A 15285-nucleotide genomic window follows, 5' to 3' on the forward strand; every position below is an offset into this window, starting at 1 on the left:
ACCACAGCCTGGCAAGATCCAGTGTGCCCGGACCACAGCCCTAACCGGCGGCGGACGAAATGCTGCGAGCCTCCCGCGCACCCGCCTCGAACGCCTCACAGCAGAACAGCAGCCACTCCCGCACCCCGTCCGTCGTCCCGGCGGCGAAGCCGGAAGCGAGCTCGACGTACTTCGGCACGCGCCGGAAGAACGCCACCTCCGGCACGGTCAGCGCCTTCGGGTCCAGGCCCGTCGCGATCATCGACAGGCGCGCCGCCGCGCGGGCGACCACGCCGTCGGCCGAGCCGAACGGGCGCAGGGCCAGCAGCTCGCCGTGCACCACGGCCGTGAGCACCGGCCCGGGCACGGACGTCGCGCCCGTGACGAGCTGGGCCAGCAGCTCCAGGCGCTCGCCTCCGGCAAGGGGCCGGCCGAGTGTGTCGGGATCTTCGACGACGTCGGCCGCGGCCAGGACGTGCAGGCGGGCCAGCGCCTGCAACGGCGCGCGCCGCCAGGTGGGCAGGAGTGGTTCCAGCGACTCGGCCACGCGCAGGGCGCCGGCGAGCAGGGGGTCGGCGACCGCGCCGTCGGCGGGCAGTTCGGGGTTCGCGCCGTCGATGCCGGCCGACGCTCGCGCGGCGCGCACCGACGCCTCGGCGGCCGTCTCCGCGCCTCCGCGCAGGTTGGCGGGCAGGCGGTGCACGGCGAACACCGCGTCCTGCGCCGCCTTGGCCGCGGCGGCGACGCCGGCGAGCTCCAGCAGCGGCTTGAGCGGGTCGCTCATGCGTCGAGCACCTGCCCGGCGCGCTTGACGACCGGCGGCAGGACCGACCACGGGAAGTTGATCCAGCGATCGGTGCGGCGCCACACGTACTCGCTGGTGACCGTCGAATGCGGCTTCTCGTAGATCACGGCACAGCGCACGTCGGCCACGTGGTCGGCGCAGAAGTCGCGCACGAGCTTGAGCGTGGCGCCGGTGTCGGCCACGTCGTCGGCGACGAGCACCCTCTTGTTGCTCAGGTCCACGACGTTCGGCACCGGCGGCAGCATCACCGGCAGATCGAGGCGCTGGTCGACGCCGGTGTAGAACTCCACGTTCATCACGTGCAGGTTCTTCACGTCCAGCGCGTAGCCCAGCGCGCCGGCGACGAAGAGCCCGCCGCGGGCGATGGAGAGGATGAGGTCGGGCTCGAAGCCGTCGGCGGCGACCTGCTCGGCGAGCTCCCTGCTGGCGGTGCCGAACAACTCCCAGGTGAGCTCTTCCCGCGCCGCGCCGTCTTCAGCCATGCCCATGCCTCTCCTAGGTCGTTCCCGCGAGCATAAGCAACCGGAAAGTGGTCTGGAGAAATGATCGAGAAATGGCTATCGGGCACGACCACTTGACGCCGTAGCTTGGGTTTCGTGAGCGACTGGAACGATCACCCGACCCTGTCCGGCACCCACGTGCGCCTCGAGCCCCTCGGCGCGGACCACGCGAAGGGCCTGTTCGAGGTCGGCCAGGATCCCGCGATCTGGGCCTGGTTGAGCATCCGGCAGTTCGAGACCTCGGCCGACGCCGAGCGGTTCGTCGAAGCCGCCACAGCCGATCCCGACCGCCGCGCATGGGCGCAGATCGACGTCGCCACCGGCCTCGTCGCCGGCACCACGTCGTACTACCAGGTCGCGGCGAAGCACCGGATCCTCTCGATCGGGCACACCTGGATCAGCCCGCGCTGGCAGCGCACCGGGCTCAACACCGAGGCCAAGTTCCTGTTGCTGCGCAACGCTTTCGAGGTGCTCGGCGCCCAGCGGGTGGCATGGGAGACCGACAGCCGCAACCTGCGCTCGCAACGCGCCATCGAGCGGCTCGGCGCGCTGCGCGAGGGCGTGCTGCGGGCCCACCGGATCCGTCCGGACGGCACTTCGCGCGACACGGTGGTGTACTCGATGACGGAAGCTGAATGGCCCGGCGCACGCGCCCGGCTGCTGGCCCGCCTCGCCTGAGGGCTCGCCCACACGGCTGCATCCTTGTCGTGAGCGGACTAACGTCGCTAGCGTGCCGTGAGCCGCGGGTTCGCACTACAGGAGGCCTTGCACCATGACCGAGCAGTCCCCAGCGCTGGACAACCTGCTCACCGAGAGCCGCACCTTCCCACCGAGCGACGAGTTCGCCGCTCAGGCCAACGCCAAGGCCGATACCTACGAGAAGGCGGACGCGGACCGGGAGCAGTTCTGGGCCGAGCAGGCCGAGCGCCTGAGCTGGGACACGAAGTGGACCCGGGTACTGGACTGGACCAATGCGCCCTTCGCGAAGTGGTTCGTCGGCGGCAAGCTCAACGTCGCCTACAACTGCGTCGACCGGCACGTCGAGTCCGGCCACGGCGACCAGGTCGCCATCCACTGGGTCGGCGAGCCCGGCGACACCCGTGACATCACCTACGCGCAGCTGAAGGACGAGGTCTCCAAAGCCGCCAACGCGCTGACCTCGCTCGGCGTGACCGCCGGCGACGTCGTGGCGATCCAGCTGCAGATGATCCCCGAGGCGATCTTCGCGATGCTCGCGTGCGCCCGCCTCGGCGCGCTGCACAACGTGGTGTTCGGCGGCTTCTCCCCGACCGCGCTGCGCGCCCGCGTGGACGACGCGTCGGCGAAGATCGTGATCACCTCCGACGGCCAGTACCGCCGCGGCAAGGCCGCCGCGATGAAGGCCAATGTGGACGAGGCGCTCGAGGGCGCCGAGACCGTGGAGAAGGTCATCGTGGTCCGCCGCACCGGCAGCGACCTCGCGGGCGAGGTGCCGTGGACCGACGGGCGCGACCTGTGGTGGCACGAGCTCGTCGACGGGCAGTCGGCCGAGCACACGCCCGAGGCGTTCGACAGCGAGCACCCGCTGTTCATCCTCTACACCTCCGGCACCACCGGGCGCCCGAAGGGCATCCTGCACACCTCCGGCGGCTACCTCACGCAGGCCGCGTACACGCACCACAACGTGTTCGACCACAAGCCGGGCGAGGACGTGTACTGGTGCACGGCCGACATCGGCTGGATCACCGGCCACAGCTACATCGTCTACGGGCCGCTGGCCAACCGCGTCACGCAGGTCGTGTACGAAGGCACGCCGAACACCCCGCACGAGGGCCGGCACTGGGAGATCGTGCAGAAGTACAAGGTCTCCATCTACTACACCGCGCCGACGCTGATCCGCACGTTCATGAAGTGGGGCGCGGAGATCCCGGCGAAGTACGACCTCACGTCGCTGCGCGTGCTCGGCAGCGTCGGCGAGCCGATCAACCCCGAGGCGTGGATCTGGTACCGCGAGACCATCGGCGCGAACAAGGCGCCGATCGTCGACACGTGGTGGCAGACCGAGACCGGCGGGATCATGATCTCGCCGCTGCCGGGCGTCACGTCCACCAAGCCGGGTTCGGCCCAGCGCGCGCTGCCGGGCATCTCGGCGAAGGTCGTGGACGACCAGGGCAACGAGGTCGGCAAGGGCGGCGGCGGGTACCTGGTGCTCGACAAGCCGTGGCCGGGCATGCTGCGCGGCGTGTGGGGCGACGAGGAGCGCTTCCGCGAGACGTACTGGTCGCGCTTCGCCGCCCAGGGCTTCTACTTCGCCGGCGACGGCGCCAAGTACGACGCCGACGGTGACATCTGGCTGCTCGGCCGCGTCGACGACGTGATGAACGTGTCGGGCCACCGCATCTCGACCACCGAGGTCGAGTCGGCGCTGGTCTCGCACCCGACGGTGGCCGAGGCGGCCGTGGTCGGCGCGACCGACCCGACGACCGGGCAGGGCATCGTGGCGTTCGTGATCCTGCGCGGCAACGCCGTCGATGGTGGTGACGAGGCCGTGCAGGAGCTGCGCAACCACGTCGCGAAGGAGATCGGCCCGATCGCGAAGCCGCGCCAGATCATGGTCGTGCCGGAGCTGCCGAAGACGCGCTCGGGCAAGATCATGCGCCGCCTGCTGCGCGACGTCGCGGAGAACCGGGCGATCGGCGACGTCACGACGCTCGCGGACTCGTCGGTGATGGACCTGATCTCCTCCGGCCTGCAGTCGGGCAAGGAGGAGTAGGCACCGCGAGGTAGGTTCTGTCCGCGAGGAAGGGGCTCTCCCGCCGGGAGGGCCCCTTTCCTGCTGACTACCCCGAATGGCGGACATCGAACGCATGTTCTAAGATGTGCCGCTGTACCCACCCCAGATCCGGGCAAGGAGACGACACGAATGACCGTGGAAGCCTTGACGCACGACGAGGACACCGCGGCCGAAGCGGCGACGACCGAGGCAGCCGCTGCCTCGGCGCAGGCCGCCGACGCCCCGGAGGTCACCGAGCCCACTGAGACCACTGCCTCACCTGCGTCGTCTTCCGATTCAGACGAGGCCGCCCCGGCCGCTGAAGAGGCGCCGAAGCCGAAGCGCGGCCGGCCGAAGGCCGCCGCGTCCACCGCGAAGAAGACCCGCACGGTGGAGCTCATCCTCACCGTCACCGGCACGGCCGACGGCGAGTGGCAGGCCGAGCTCAAGAACGGCAGCAAGTGGGTCGCGAAGGGCCTGGAGATCCCGGCCGCCGCCGTCTCGCGCGCGGCGAAGGAGCTGCACGCGGACCTGTCGGGCCCGATCGACGAGGTCATCAACCAGGCCCGCGAGGCGCAGGCCGCGAAGGTCGCGCAGCTCGAGGCCGAGCTGGAAGCCGCCAAGGCGGCCCTGGCGGAGCTCGACGCCTGAGTTCTTGTTCCGCGAAAAGGCCCGGCATTCTTTGCCGGGCCTTTTTCATGCCAGGGGCGAGTTTTTCGGCAGCGGCGCTTTGAACTCGAGCCAGCGACTGTCCACAATGGCGTGAACTTGGTGGTCGACTCCGCGCGGGTGGACCACGGTGTCGCCGGCGCCGAACTCTCCCGGCACGCCCCCGACCACACCGGACAGCCGACCTTCGAGCACGTAGATGACGCTGTCGTGGTCGTGACTGTGCACAGGCGACCCGACGCCGACCGGGTAGCGGATCTCGTACACGAGCCCGTGCGCGGCGCGTTCTCTCTCGCGGACGAAGGCGGCGCCGCCGGTCAGCTGTCGCCCTTCCACAGTGGACACTTCGAGCCATTCGCTCATTCCGCCGCCTTCCGGGCACCTCGGGCACTCCCGCCACCAGCAACATATACTCCATGTATACAACGGCCATCGCAAGACTCCCGGAGGTTCCCGGTGCACTTCACCCTTCGAGACGGTTCCGAAATCACCACGCCCGTCCACACCCTGCTCAACGCCGGGTACACCGGCCGCAGCCAGGACGACGTGGCGGCGCACGTGAAGGAGCTGGCGGAGCTCGGCGTGCCCGCGCCTTCGGTGACGCCGGCGCTGTACCCGGTGGCGCCGTACCTCGCGCAGCAGGCCGGCGCCGATCGGCAGACATTCAAAGGATAGGCACAATTAAATAAGGAAACCCTTCCTTGATGTAATTCACTGGACAGAGGCGCTCGCCCGAATTTCGTGTTTCACTATTCCCGTGACCGAAACGGTGGACGCGACTGATTCCCACTCGCACGAGCCCCACGACGACCTTGGCGGCAAGCTGAACTGGCTGCGCGCCGGTGTTCTCGGGGCCAACGACGGGATCGTGTCCGTCGCGGGCATCGTGGTAGGCGTCGCAGGGGCGACCACGAGCCGCACCGCGATCCTCACCGCCGGAATTGCCGGACTGGTGGCCGGTGCGTTTTCGATGGCCGGTGGGGAATACGTGAGCGTGAGCACGCAGCGCGACACCGAACGCGCGTTGCTGCAGCTCGAGAAGCAAGAGCTGAAAGCGATGCCCGAGGCCGAGGAACGCGAGCTCGCCGAGATCTACGAGGGCAAGGGCCTGTCCCGGGAACTCGCCGCGGACGTCGCGCGCGAGCTGACCCGCAAGGACGCGTTCCACGCCCACGCCGAGGCCGAACTGGGCATCGACCCGGACAACCTCACCAACCCGTGGCAGGCGGCCTGGGCTTCGCTGATCGCGTTCTCCGTCGGCGCGCTGCTGCCGCTGCTGTCCATCGCCTGGACGGCGGTGCCGGAGCGCGTGTGGGCGTGCGCGCTGGCCGTGGTCGTGGGCCTCACGCTCACCGGCTTCGTGAGCGCGCGCCTGGGCAACGCGCAGGTGGGGCGCGCGATCGCGCGCAACGTGGGCGTCGGCGCCCTCACCATGCTCGTCACCTACTTCGTGGGAGTGCTGTTCGGCACCACGATCGGCTAGCAGCTAGTGCACGCCCCTCATCAGCCGCCGGATGAACGGGATCAGCGCGAGCAGGACCAGGCCGATCACGATCGCGACCACGCCGATGATGCTGAAGTACGGCGTCTCGTCGTGCACGTCGTAGGACTCCGCGAGCTTGCCCGACATAGCGGTGCCCAGCGAGACCGACAGGAAGTTCAGCGCCACCATCTGCGTCCGGAACGCCTTGGGCGCGAGCTTCGTCGACAGCGACAGCCCGACCGGCGACAGCATCAGCTCCGCGATCGTGAACACCAGGAGGATCCCGGCGAGCGCGATCAGCGGGCTGCCGTTCACGCCGGTGCCGGTCATCGGCAGGAACAGCAGGAACGCGAGACCCATCAGCACCGTGCCCAGCACGAACTTCATCGGCGTCGACGGCTGCTTCGGCCCCAGCTTCGTCCAGATCGCGGCGACGATCGGCGCGAAGATGATGATGAACACCGGGTTGATCGAGTTGACCCACGACACCGGCATGTCCCAGCCGAACAGGTTCCGGTCGAGGCGCTGGTCGCTGTAGACCGAGACGACCGTGGACTGCTGCTGGTACAGCGAGAAGAACGCGGCGCTCGCGATGTACATCGGGATGAACGAGAACACGCGGCTGCGCTCGTCGGACGTGATCTTGCGGCTGGTCAGGATGACCACGAAGTACACCACCGAGATCGCGACGACCACGTAGACGACCACGTCGGCCAGGTTCGACGGCCCGACCACGCCGGACATGATCAGCGCGACGACCGCGACCACGATCACCACGGCGACACCGATCGCCGTCCAGCGCTGCGAAGGCTGCAGGGGGTTCGGGATCTCCGACGCCTTCTCGCCCAGGTTCTTGCGGCCGAGCGTGTACTGGGTCAGGCCGAGCGCCATGCCGATCGCGGCGAGCCCGAAGCCCAGGTGGAAGCCGACCTCCGACTGCGCGAGCCCGGTGAGCAGCGGGCCGATGAAGCCACCCAGGTTGATGCCCATGTAAAAGATCGTGAAGCCGGCGTCGCGGCGCTCGTCGCCCTCGGCGTAGAGGGTGCCGACCACGGCGGTCGCGTTGGCCTTGAGGCCGCCCGAACCGATCGCGACGCACGCGAGGCCCACGCCGATGCCGGTCAGGCCCGGCAGCAGCGCCAGCGCGATGTGGCCGATCATCACCAGCACGGCGCTGTAGAACAGCGTGCGCTCGGAACCGAGCAGGCGGTCGGCCACCCACGCGCCGATCACGGTGGCGAGGTAGACCGTGCCGCCGTACGCGCCGACGACGCCGAGCGCGTCGCCTTGGTCGATGCCGAGCCCACCCTGGTCGGCCTTGTAGTACAGGTAGATGGCGAGGATGCCGAGCATCCCGTAGTAGGAGAACCGCTCCCACATCTCGACGCCGAAGAGGTTCGCCAGCCCTCGTGGGTGCCCGAAGAACCTCGTGTCGTGCTGGGCCTCGGTAGAGGTACTCACAACTGTCTCGTCCTTGTCCTAGACAACGTTGTCGTTTCCGATTCGCATGCTAGAAGGCGAATGGGTGAACAGAAAACCGGACCGGGTGTGGTGAGCGTCATCGAACTCCCGGGCCGGCTCGGACGGGCGCTAAAATGGCGGCAAAAGGTGCGCCGGGAAGCCTGGTCGGCGATGTTTGTGACGATTGCCGCACCTGGAGGACTCCGCCCATGACCGCTTCCCGCCCGGCCCGCGCCGCCGCCGAGTTCGCCCGCTACCTGCGCACTGAGACCACCGGCGGGATCATCCTGCTCGCCGCCACTGCCGTAGCGCTGATCTTGGCCAACTCACCGGCCGATGACGTCTACCGGGCCGTGCGCGACTTCCACGTCGGCCCCGAGTTCCTGCACCTGAACCTGTCGATCGGCGACTGGGCGAAGGACGGGCTGCTCGCCTTGTTCTTCTTCGTCGCCGGGCTGGAGCTCAAGCGCGAGCTCGTGGTGGGTGAGCTCTCGCGCTTCAAGCAGGCAGTGCTGCCGGTGATCGCGGCCGTCGGCGGGATGGTCGTGCCGGCGCTCATCGCACTGGCGGTCGGCTGGGGGACGCCGGGAATCGACCGCGCGTGGGCGATCCCCGTGGCCACGGACATCGCGTTCGCGCTCGGCGTGCTCGCGCTGACGGCATCGAACCTGCCGAGCAGCGCGCGGGTCTTCCTGCTTTCGCTGGCGGTGGTCGACGACCTCGGCGCGATCCTCGTGATCGCGATCGTCTTCACCACGGGCTTCGACCTCGTGGCCGCTGCCGTCGCCGTGGTGGCGCTGGCGCTCTACTGGTTCCTGCAGCACAAACGCGTGCGCACGGCCTGGTTGTACGTGCCGCTCGCGGTGGTCACCTGGGTGGCGGTGCACTCGACGGGCATCCACGCGACCATCGCCGGCGTCGCGCTCGGGCTGCTCACGCGCGTGAAACCCGACGAAGGCGAGGACGAGGCGCCGGCGGTGCGGCTGGAACACCGGCTCCAGCCGTGGTCGGCGGCTGTCGCGGTGCCCGTGTTCGCGCTGTTCGCCGCGGGGATCTCGGTGAGCGGGCACGCGTTGGGCCAGGTCTTCACCACCGCGTTGCCGCTGGCTGTCCTGTTGGGACTGGTCGTGGGCAAGTTCGTCGGCATCCTCGGCGCGAGCGTGCTGGCGGTGAAGCTGGGCGTCGCGGAAAAACCCACCGGCATGGGCTGGCGTGATCTCTCGGCGCTGGCTGCTCTAGGCGGCGTCGGCTTCACGGTGAGCCTGCTGATCGCAGACCTCGCGCTCGACGAACCGGAGACCGAACTGGCCAAGGCGGCGGTGCTGATCGCGTCGGCCGTCGCGTCGCTGACGGCGGCCGCGCTGCTGCTGCGACGCAACCGGGCGCACGCGAGAGCGGACTGATCCCCGACACTCCCGACGGTCCGCCGCGCTTGGGGAACGGGTACGTGGCACGATGACCCGGTGACCAGCCCCAAACACGAACGCACCGGCCCCGACGGCGTGGGGGCCGTGCCCTACCTGCCCCTGTCGAGCGACGAGGAGGCCGCGGCGGCGGAACAGTCCATCGGCAAACTCGTCGGCGACGCCACCCAGCACCTGTCGACGCTGGTCAGGGCCGAGGTCGAGCTGGCGAAGTCGGAGCTGGTCGGCGAGATGAAGAAGGGGCTCAAGGGAGCCGTCTACTTCCTCATCGCCCTCGCCGTGGGGCTCTACAGCTCGTACTTCCTGTTCCTGTTCATCGCCGAGATCCTGTCGGACTGGTGGGGCATCCGCTGGCCGGCGTTCCTCACCGTGTTCGTCCTGATGCTGCTCACCACCGCCGTCACGGCCTTCCTCGGCTGGCGCAAGGTGAAGAAGCTGAAGGCGCCCGAGCGCACGATCGACAGCGTCAAGGAGACGGCCGCGGCCCTCAAGCCGCGTCGCGCCACCGAAGACGACCTGCCCGCGACGCGTTCCTGACCCGGCACCGCATCCCAGGCTGCGTTACTGATCCGGCCAAAAGTAGGCCGACCCCACCCGTCACGTAACCGTTGCGACGAAGCCATTCGGCCGTGACTGTGGTCGGATTGGTAACCATCGGCACAGTATCGGCTGAAGCGGAGCCCGCAGTGCAGCGCACGCCCGACCCGTCGATCGTCCGGATCGACGGTCCGTGGACGCACCGCGACGTCTCGGCCAACGGCATCCGCCTGCACGTCGCCGAGCTCGGCGACGGACCACTGGTACTGCTGCTGCACGGCTTCGGCGAGTTCTGGTGGACCTGGCACCACCAGCTGCGTGGCCTCGCGGACGCCGGTTTCCGCGCCGTCGCCGTGGACCTGCGTGGCTACGGCGACTCCGACAAGCCCCCGCGCGGCTACGACGCGTGGACGCTGGCTGGCGACGTCGGCGGCCTGATCAAGGCCCTCGGCGCCCGCCGCGCGCACCTCGTCGGCCACGCTTGGGGCGGCATGCTCGCCTGGACGGTCGCCTCGCTGCACCCCCGCCTCGTGTCTTCGGTGACGGCCGTCGGCGCCGCGCACCCGCTCGCGCTGAAGTCCGCCGTGCTGCGTTCGCCCCGCCGCCAGGGACGCGCGGCCGGGCACCTGTTCCGGTTCCAGGTGCCGATGGCGCCGGAGAAGTGGCTGGTGCGCGACGACGCCGCCAACGTGGAGTCGTTGTTCCACAGCTGGTCCGGCCCGGTCTGGCGGTCCTCTTCGGACTTCACCGACACGGTCGACCGGTTCCGCCAGGCGATGCTGATCCCGGGCGTCGCACACTCCGCGCTGGAGTACTACCGCTGGGCCTTCCGCGCGCAGTTCCGCGGCGAGGGCCGCCGCTTCACCGACGCCGTGGGCAAACGCGTCGCCGCGCCCGTGCTGCAACTGCACGGCGCCGTGGACACGTGCATCGTCCCGGAGACCGCACGCGCGTCCGTGCATTGGGCCGGGCCGCACGGCGAGCCCCGCGTCTGGCCCGGCGTCGGCCACTTCCCGCACCTGGAGGAGCCGGACCGCGTGACGAAATCCGTTGTGGACTTCGTGAGCTGACTCAGCTCGCGCAGGCGCCCGTGCTCACGTTCGTCGTCTGCGACGGCGCCGCCGCGACCTCCGCGCGCACCTGTTCCGCGGTCAGGGTGAAGCCCGTGTCCGGATCTTCCACCGCCGCGCCGAAGACGACGCCGATCACGTCGCCGTCGGGGGTGATCATGGGGCCGCCGGAGTTGCCGCTGCGGATGCCCGCGCGAATGGTGAACACGTCGCGCTGCACGGTGTTGGCGTCGTAGATGTCGGGGCCGCGCAGGTTGATGCGGCCGCGCACGCGGGCGGCGGTGGACGTGTACGGGCCGTCGAGCGGGTAGCCGAGCACGATGGCGTTGTCGCCGGCGCGCGCGGTTTCCTGCGCGAACGGCAACGCGGGCGCGGACAGGCCCGGCACGGCCAGCACGGCGATGTCGACCTCGGGGTTGAAGTACACGACGCGCGCCCGGTAGTCGCCGCGCGTGGACTCGATTCCGACCTCGTTCGTGCCCGCGACCACGTGCGCGTTGGTCATCACGCGCTGCGGCGCGATCACGAAACCGCTGCCCTCCAGCGATTTCGAGCACGACGGCGCGTTGCCGCGGATCTTCACCACGCTCGGGTGCACCCGGCGCGCGACCGCGCTGATGTTCATCGACGTGTCCGGCGGCGCGGCGTCGGCGGCCGGCGCCTTTTCGAACGGCGAGAGCGCCGACGGGAAACCCGACGCGTCGAGCAGCTTGCGCAGGTCGCTCGGCAGGCCCTGGGCCTCGGCCGGCATCAGGTTGTTGACCTCGCCCAGCACGACCGACGAGTTGATCGACTTGGCGAGCCCAGGGATGGCCGACACGGTGGTGAGCGGGTTCGCGACCAGCCACGCCACCACGAAAACCGCCGCGGCCTGGACGATCGCACCCAGCGTCTTGTCCACTCCGGACAGCTTGTCGGGGTTGATCTTCTGGCGCAGCTTGCGCCCGATCCACACCCCGAGCGTTTCGCCGAGCACCACGAGGAACACCACCACGGCGAGCGCGAAGGCCACCTTCGCCACGGGGTTGTCGAACAGTTCGATCACGAACGGCGCCAGCTTCACGCCGAGCACCGCCCCGATGGCGACCCCGATCAGCGCGGGCAGCGCGACGATCACGCCCTGGAACGCCCCCGAAACAGCCGCCAGCACCGCCAGCACCAGCACGAGGACATCGACCCAGTTCACGCCGTCACTCCCCGATCGCCTCTCCCCGCGCCACGTTGCGGGCCCGGTGTTCGGCCAACGCTACGTCAAGGTCGCGCACGTCGCCGGTGTCCCAGTCGCGCTCCCAGCCGCCGAGCGAAAGCAGCACCGACAGCAGGCCGGCGGTGAAGCCCCAGATGAACAGGCCGTCGACGTCGAAGCCCGGGCCCTTCCACGACGCACCACGCTTCTGGACCATGAACCGGTTCGCCGGATCGGCGAGGTCTGAGAGCGCCACGCGCGCGACAGCGGCCGTCTCGCCGAGGTCGACGGCGTGCACGGGCGAAGGCGTGTGCCAATAGGCGAGCACAGGCGTCACGGCGAAGCGCGACACCGGCACGGGCAGCTCCGGCAGGATCGCAATCGGCAGGATGCCCCCCGGGTCCACGCCCGTCTCCTCCTCGGCCTCGCGCAGGGCGGTGCCGACGGGTCCGCCGTCGCCGTCCTCCGCGCCGCCGCCCGGAAACGCGACCTGGCCCGCGTGCGAGCCGAGCGTGTCGGCGCGGCGCTGCAACAGCACGTCGGGACCGTCGGCGCGTTCGCCGAAGAGGATCAGCACGGCGGCCGAGCGCGTGAGCGACTCGTCGACGGTGAAGCGGGTGAAGGTGCGGCTCTCGACCTCAGCGGACACCTTCACCAGCGGCCGCAGCCATTCGGGCACGGCTTCGGGGTCGACGAGGGGACCGGTCATGAGAAGTCCTTCACAGCTGCGCGCACCTGGTCGGTGCTGTCGAACGTGCGGGGGCTGGAGATGAAGCGCACTTGACCGTCGGGGGTGACGAGGTAGGACGCGGGCAGGTTCGAGGGCACTTTCAGCGCGGTGCGGATCGGACCGGTCTGGCCGTCGCCGTCGTACAGCGAGGGCAGGTGGACGCCGATGTCTTGCAGCAAGCCGAGTCCGTCGGCGGCCGGGCTGGCGATCTGCACGCCGATGACCCGCACGGCGCCGGGCTCCGCGGCGTAGGTCTGCAGCACGGGCAGCTCGGTGCGGCACGCCACGCACCACGAGGCCCACACGTTCACCAGCGTCGGGCCGCCGGCGAGCACCTTGCCGACGTCGACGCGCGAGCCGTCGCCGAGGCAGTCGGCCTGGATACCGGACAGCTCGCCGACAGCGGGTCCGGGCGACGGCGGCGGGCAGGCCTGCAGCGCGGCCTTCGCGCGTACGCCGGCGAGGTCACCGGTCGCCGCGGGCGCGTCCTTCGAGCCGCCACGCGTCGTGAGCACGGCGACCAGCACCGCGACCACCAGGACCGCGACGCCGAGTGCCCATTTGGTGACCGTGGTCACCCGCGCGCCGCCAGCTCGAGGATGTGCTCACGCTCCTCGCCCTTGACGAGCTTCGCGGCGACCTCGAACTCCGTGGGTCCCAGTCCGTAGGACGGGCAGTCCTTCTTCAGCGGGCACGCGCCGCACGCGGGCTTGCGCGAGTGGCACACGCGCCGGCCGTGGAAGATCACCCGGTGGGACAGCATCGTCCACTCCTTGCGCGGGATCAGCTCCCCCACGGCGTGCTCGACCTTCACCGGGTCTTCCTCGGCCGTCCAGCCCCAGCGGCGCACGAGGCGGCCGAAGTGGGTGTCGACCGTGATTCCCGGCACGTCGAACGCGTTGCCGAGCACGACGTTGGCCGTTTTGCGCCCCACCCCGGGCAGCGTCACGAGGTCGTCGAGCTTCTTGGGCACCTCGCCGTCGAAGCGCTCCACGAGCGCCGCGCCCAGCCCCATCACCGAGTTGGCCTTGGCCCTGAAAAACCCGGTGGGCCTCAGGAACTCCTCGAGCTCGGTGCGATCGGCGCCCGCGTAGGCGGCCGCCGTGGGATAGCGCTTGAACAACGCGGGCGTGACCAGGTTCACCCGCACGTCGGTGGTCTGCGCGGAAAGCACCACCGCGACCAGCAGTTCCAGCGGATTCGTGAAGTCCAGCTCGGCTTTCGCGTCGGGATACACCTCGTCGAGGCAACGCTTCATACGCCGGGCGCGTCTCACCAAGGCAAGCCGGCTTTCACCGGCGCCCTCGCGGGGGGCGTTCGTGACGGCAGGTGGCACCCCGATAGCCTACGGGCGCGTCGGACGAGCCGGGCGGGAGCACCCGCCGGTGGACGGCCGACACGCCAGAGCACCACCTCGGCGCACCGTGTGCCGCGAGGAGCGAGGATCTGGAGTCGATGCTTACTTTCCGTAGTGGATGTGTGTCATGACCGCGTGGTTCGTGATTCTGGTCCCACTGGTGATCATGTTCTTCGCTCTCTTCATGGAGCGGGTGGAAAGCCGCCTCAAGCACGTCGCGGTGCAGGAGAACGAGGTCGAGGAGTTCCTGGAGCAGGCTCAACCCAACGAGGTCAGGGCCCTCTACGGCCACGGGATCGGCCGTGCTCTGGAGCTGTTTCGGCTCCGCAGGCTGGGCGGACGGGCAGCCAGGCTTCGCGCGCGACGCGTGCGGAGTTAGGCTCCCTGTTCGTGCGAGATCGTCTCCGGCTGCCGCGCCCCGCGCGGCGAGCCGACGGGCGATCTCGCCGACACGCCCTAGACTGACGCGAAAGTGATCGGCGACACGGCCTTCGACCTGCGAAGGAAGTGATCGTTTCTCGACGAGGAGGCACCCGAGGTGGACGAAACCCTGGCCCGTGCGGGCATTTTCCAGGGTGTTGAGCCTGCAGCCGCTGAGGCTCTGGCCCAGACCTTGGAATCCGTGGAGTTTCCCCGCGGCCATGTCATCTTCAGCGAGGGTGAGCCGGGCGACAAGCTGTACATCATCCAGTCCGGCAAGGTGAAGATCGGCCGCAAGTCGCCGGACGGCCGCGAGAACCTGTTGGGCATCTTCGGCCCGTCGGACATGTTCGGCGAGCTGTCCATCTTCGACCCGGGCCCGCGCACGTCGAGTGCGACCACGGTCACCGAGGTCCGCGCCGTCACCATGGACCGCCCGGCCCTGCGCCAGTGGATCTCGACGCGGCCGGAGATCGCGGAGCAGCTGCTGCGCGTCGTGGCCCGCAGGCTGCGCCGGACCAACAACATGGTCGCCGAGCTGATCTTCACCGACGTGCCCGGCCGCGTGGCCCGCGCGCTCCTGCAGCTCGCGCAGCGCTTCGGCAGCCAGGAGGCCGGCCTGCTGCGCGTGACCCACGACCTCACGCAGGAGGAGATCGCCCAGTACGTCGGCGCCTCCCGCGAGACCGTCAACAAGGCCCTCGCCGACTTCGCCCACCGCGGCTGGCTGCGGCTGGAAGGCAAGAGCGTCCTCATCCTCGACCCGGAGCGCCTCGCCCGCCGCGCGCGGTGACTTTGGCCTCGGCTCCGCCGAGGCATGCCTTCGACCTGCTGATGAACGGCCTCGGGACACTCCGCAAGAGTTAGCCGCGGCGGATCCACAGGTCGTGCGGAGTGCGGCCCGATCGGAAC

The 15285-nt window shown here is 69.7% G+C and carries 17 protein-coding genes and 1 pseudogene; 10 read left to right on the plus strand and 8 right to left on the minus strand.

The features are described from left to right. Nucleotides 1-40: 40 nt before the first annotated feature. Nucleotides 41-763: an oxidoreductase gene (locus AB0H62_RS36335; RefSeq protein WP_220244856.1), complete on the minus strand. Its 723-nt coding sequence runs from the start codon at nucleotides 761-763 to the stop codon at nucleotides 41-43. After that, a complete protein-coding gene (locus AB0H62_RS36340) occupies nucleotides 760-1266 on the minus strand; it encodes a phosphoribosyltransferase (RefSeq protein ID WP_220244857.1) in 507 nt (168 codons plus the stop codon). Before AB0H62_RS36340 ends, AB0H62_RS36335 begins: the two co-directional genes overlap by 4 nt. Nucleotides 1267-1380: 114 nt before the next feature. Here AB0H62_RS36340 and AB0H62_RS36345 point away from each other — a divergent pair, with 114 nt between their 5' ends. The 3 genes from AB0H62_RS36345 to AB0H62_RS36355 all read left to right on the plus strand — a co-directional run bounded on the left by AB0H62_RS36345 (nucleotide 1381) and on the right by AB0H62_RS36355 (nucleotide 4687). Further along, nucleotides 1381-1962: a GNAT family protein gene (locus AB0H62_RS36345; protein WP_220244858.1), complete on the plus strand. Its 582-nt coding sequence runs from the start codon at nucleotides 1381-1383 to the stop codon at nucleotides 1960-1962. Between the two features lie 94 nt (nucleotides 1963-2056). Next, on the plus strand, nucleotides 2057-4036 hold the full coding sequence (acs, locus tag AB0H62_RS36350) for an acetate--CoA ligase (RefSeq protein ID WP_220244859.1): 1980 nt from the start codon (nucleotides 2057-2059) through the stop codon (nucleotides 4034-4036). A gap of 150 nt (nucleotides 4037-4186) precedes the next feature. Then, nucleotides 4187-4687 (plus strand): DUF6319 family protein, encoded by a 501-nt coding sequence (locus tag AB0H62_RS36355; RefSeq protein ID WP_220244860.1) that lies wholly within the window; start codon nucleotides 4187-4189, stop codon nucleotides 4685-4687. Between the two features lie 45 nt (nucleotides 4688-4732). Here the strand turns inward: AB0H62_RS36355 and AB0H62_RS36360 are convergent, their stop codons facing one another. Then, complete coding sequence (locus AB0H62_RS36360; protein WP_360591131.1) at nucleotides 4733-5068, minus strand: cupin domain-containing protein; 336 nt, start codon at nucleotides 5066-5068, stop codon at nucleotides 4733-4735. A gap of 93 nt (nucleotides 5069-5161) precedes the next feature. On the opposite strand from AB0H62_RS36360, the pseudogene AB0H62_RS36365 reads away from it, so the two are divergent. Further along, nucleotides 5162-5347 (plus strand): annotated as a pseudogene (locus AB0H62_RS36365) (DUF2848 family protein); the annotation flags it as partial. A 115-nt stretch (nucleotides 5348-5462) separates the two neighbouring features. Further along, entirely contained in the window at nucleotides 5463-6188 is a 726-nt protein-coding gene (locus tag AB0H62_RS36370) for a VIT family protein (protein ID WP_360591133.1), read from the plus strand. A gap of 3 nt (nucleotides 6189-6191) precedes the next feature. Here the strand turns inward: AB0H62_RS36370 and AB0H62_RS36375 are convergent, their stop codons facing one another. Beyond that, complete coding sequence (locus tag AB0H62_RS36375) at nucleotides 6192-7649, minus strand: peptide MFS transporter (protein ID WP_360591135.1); 1458 nt, start codon at nucleotides 7647-7649, stop codon at nucleotides 6192-6194. Between the two features lie 209 nt (nucleotides 7650-7858). Here AB0H62_RS36375 and nhaA point away from each other — a divergent pair, with 209 nt between their 5' ends. The 3 genes from nhaA to AB0H62_RS36390 all read left to right on the plus strand — a co-directional run bounded on the left by nhaA (nucleotide 7859) and on the right by AB0H62_RS36390 (nucleotide 10680). Then, nucleotides 7859-9052 (plus strand): Na+/H+ antiporter NhaA, encoded by a 1194-nt coding sequence (gene nhaA, locus AB0H62_RS36380; RefSeq protein WP_220244864.1) that lies wholly within the window; start codon nucleotides 7859-7861, stop codon nucleotides 9050-9052. A 60-nt stretch (nucleotides 9053-9112) separates the two neighbouring features. Continuing rightward, complete coding sequence (locus tag AB0H62_RS36385) at nucleotides 9113-9610, plus strand: phage holin family protein (RefSeq protein ID WP_220244865.1); 498 nt, start codon at nucleotides 9113-9115, stop codon at nucleotides 9608-9610. A gap of 149 nt (nucleotides 9611-9759) precedes the next feature. After that, nucleotides 9760-10680, plus strand: coding sequence for an alpha/beta hydrolase (locus tag AB0H62_RS36390; protein WP_220244866.1), 921 nt, complete (start codon nucleotides 9760-9762; stop codon nucleotides 10678-10680). 1 nt (nucleotide 10681) lies between these two features. Here AB0H62_RS36390 and AB0H62_RS36395 read toward each other — a convergent pair whose 3' ends face one another. From AB0H62_RS36395 to nth, 4 genes are read right to left on the minus strand one after another with little or no spacing between them, the layout of a single operon-like run. Further along, entirely contained in the window at nucleotides 10682-11866 is a 1185-nt protein-coding gene (locus AB0H62_RS36395) for a MarP family serine protease (protein ID WP_266118235.1), read from the minus strand. Between the two features lie 4 nt (nucleotides 11867-11870). Continuing rightward, nucleotides 11871-12575: a CoA pyrophosphatase gene (locus AB0H62_RS36400; protein WP_220244868.1), complete on the minus strand. Its 705-nt coding sequence runs from the start codon at nucleotides 12573-12575 to the stop codon at nucleotides 11871-11873. Beyond that, nucleotides 12572-13174: a TlpA disulfide reductase family protein gene (locus AB0H62_RS36405; RefSeq protein ID WP_220244869.1), complete on the minus strand. Its 603-nt coding sequence runs from the start codon at nucleotides 13172-13174 to the stop codon at nucleotides 12572-12574. Before AB0H62_RS36405 ends, AB0H62_RS36400 begins: the two co-directional genes overlap by 4 nt. After that, the gene (gene nth / locus AB0H62_RS36410) at nucleotides 13171-13854 is read right to left on the minus strand and encodes an endonuclease III (RefSeq protein ID WP_220244870.1); all 684 of its coding nucleotides are present in this window, start codon (nucleotides 13852-13854) and stop codon (nucleotides 13171-13173) included. Before nth ends, AB0H62_RS36405 begins: the two co-directional genes overlap by 4 nt. Nucleotides 13855-14080: 226 nt before the next feature. Between nth and AB0H62_RS36415 the strand changes: the two genes are divergently transcribed. Together AB0H62_RS36415 and AB0H62_RS36420 are read left to right on the plus strand one after the other, a co-directional pair. Then, nucleotides 14081-14332 (plus strand): hypothetical protein, encoded by a 252-nt coding sequence (locus tag AB0H62_RS36415; RefSeq protein WP_204092841.1) that lies wholly within the window; start codon nucleotides 14081-14083, stop codon nucleotides 14330-14332. Between the two features lie 159 nt (nucleotides 14333-14491). After that, nucleotides 14492-15166, plus strand: coding sequence for a Crp/Fnr family transcriptional regulator (locus AB0H62_RS36420; protein WP_204092840.1), 675 nt, complete (start codon nucleotides 14492-14494; stop codon nucleotides 15164-15166). The last annotated feature ends 119 nt before the right edge of the window (nucleotides 15167-15285 follow it).

Source organism: Amycolatopsis sp. NPDC050768 (assembly GCF_040654155.1).
In the GTDB taxonomy this organism is placed as follows: domain Bacteria; phylum Actinomycetota; class Actinomycetes; order Mycobacteriales; family Pseudonocardiaceae; genus Amycolatopsis.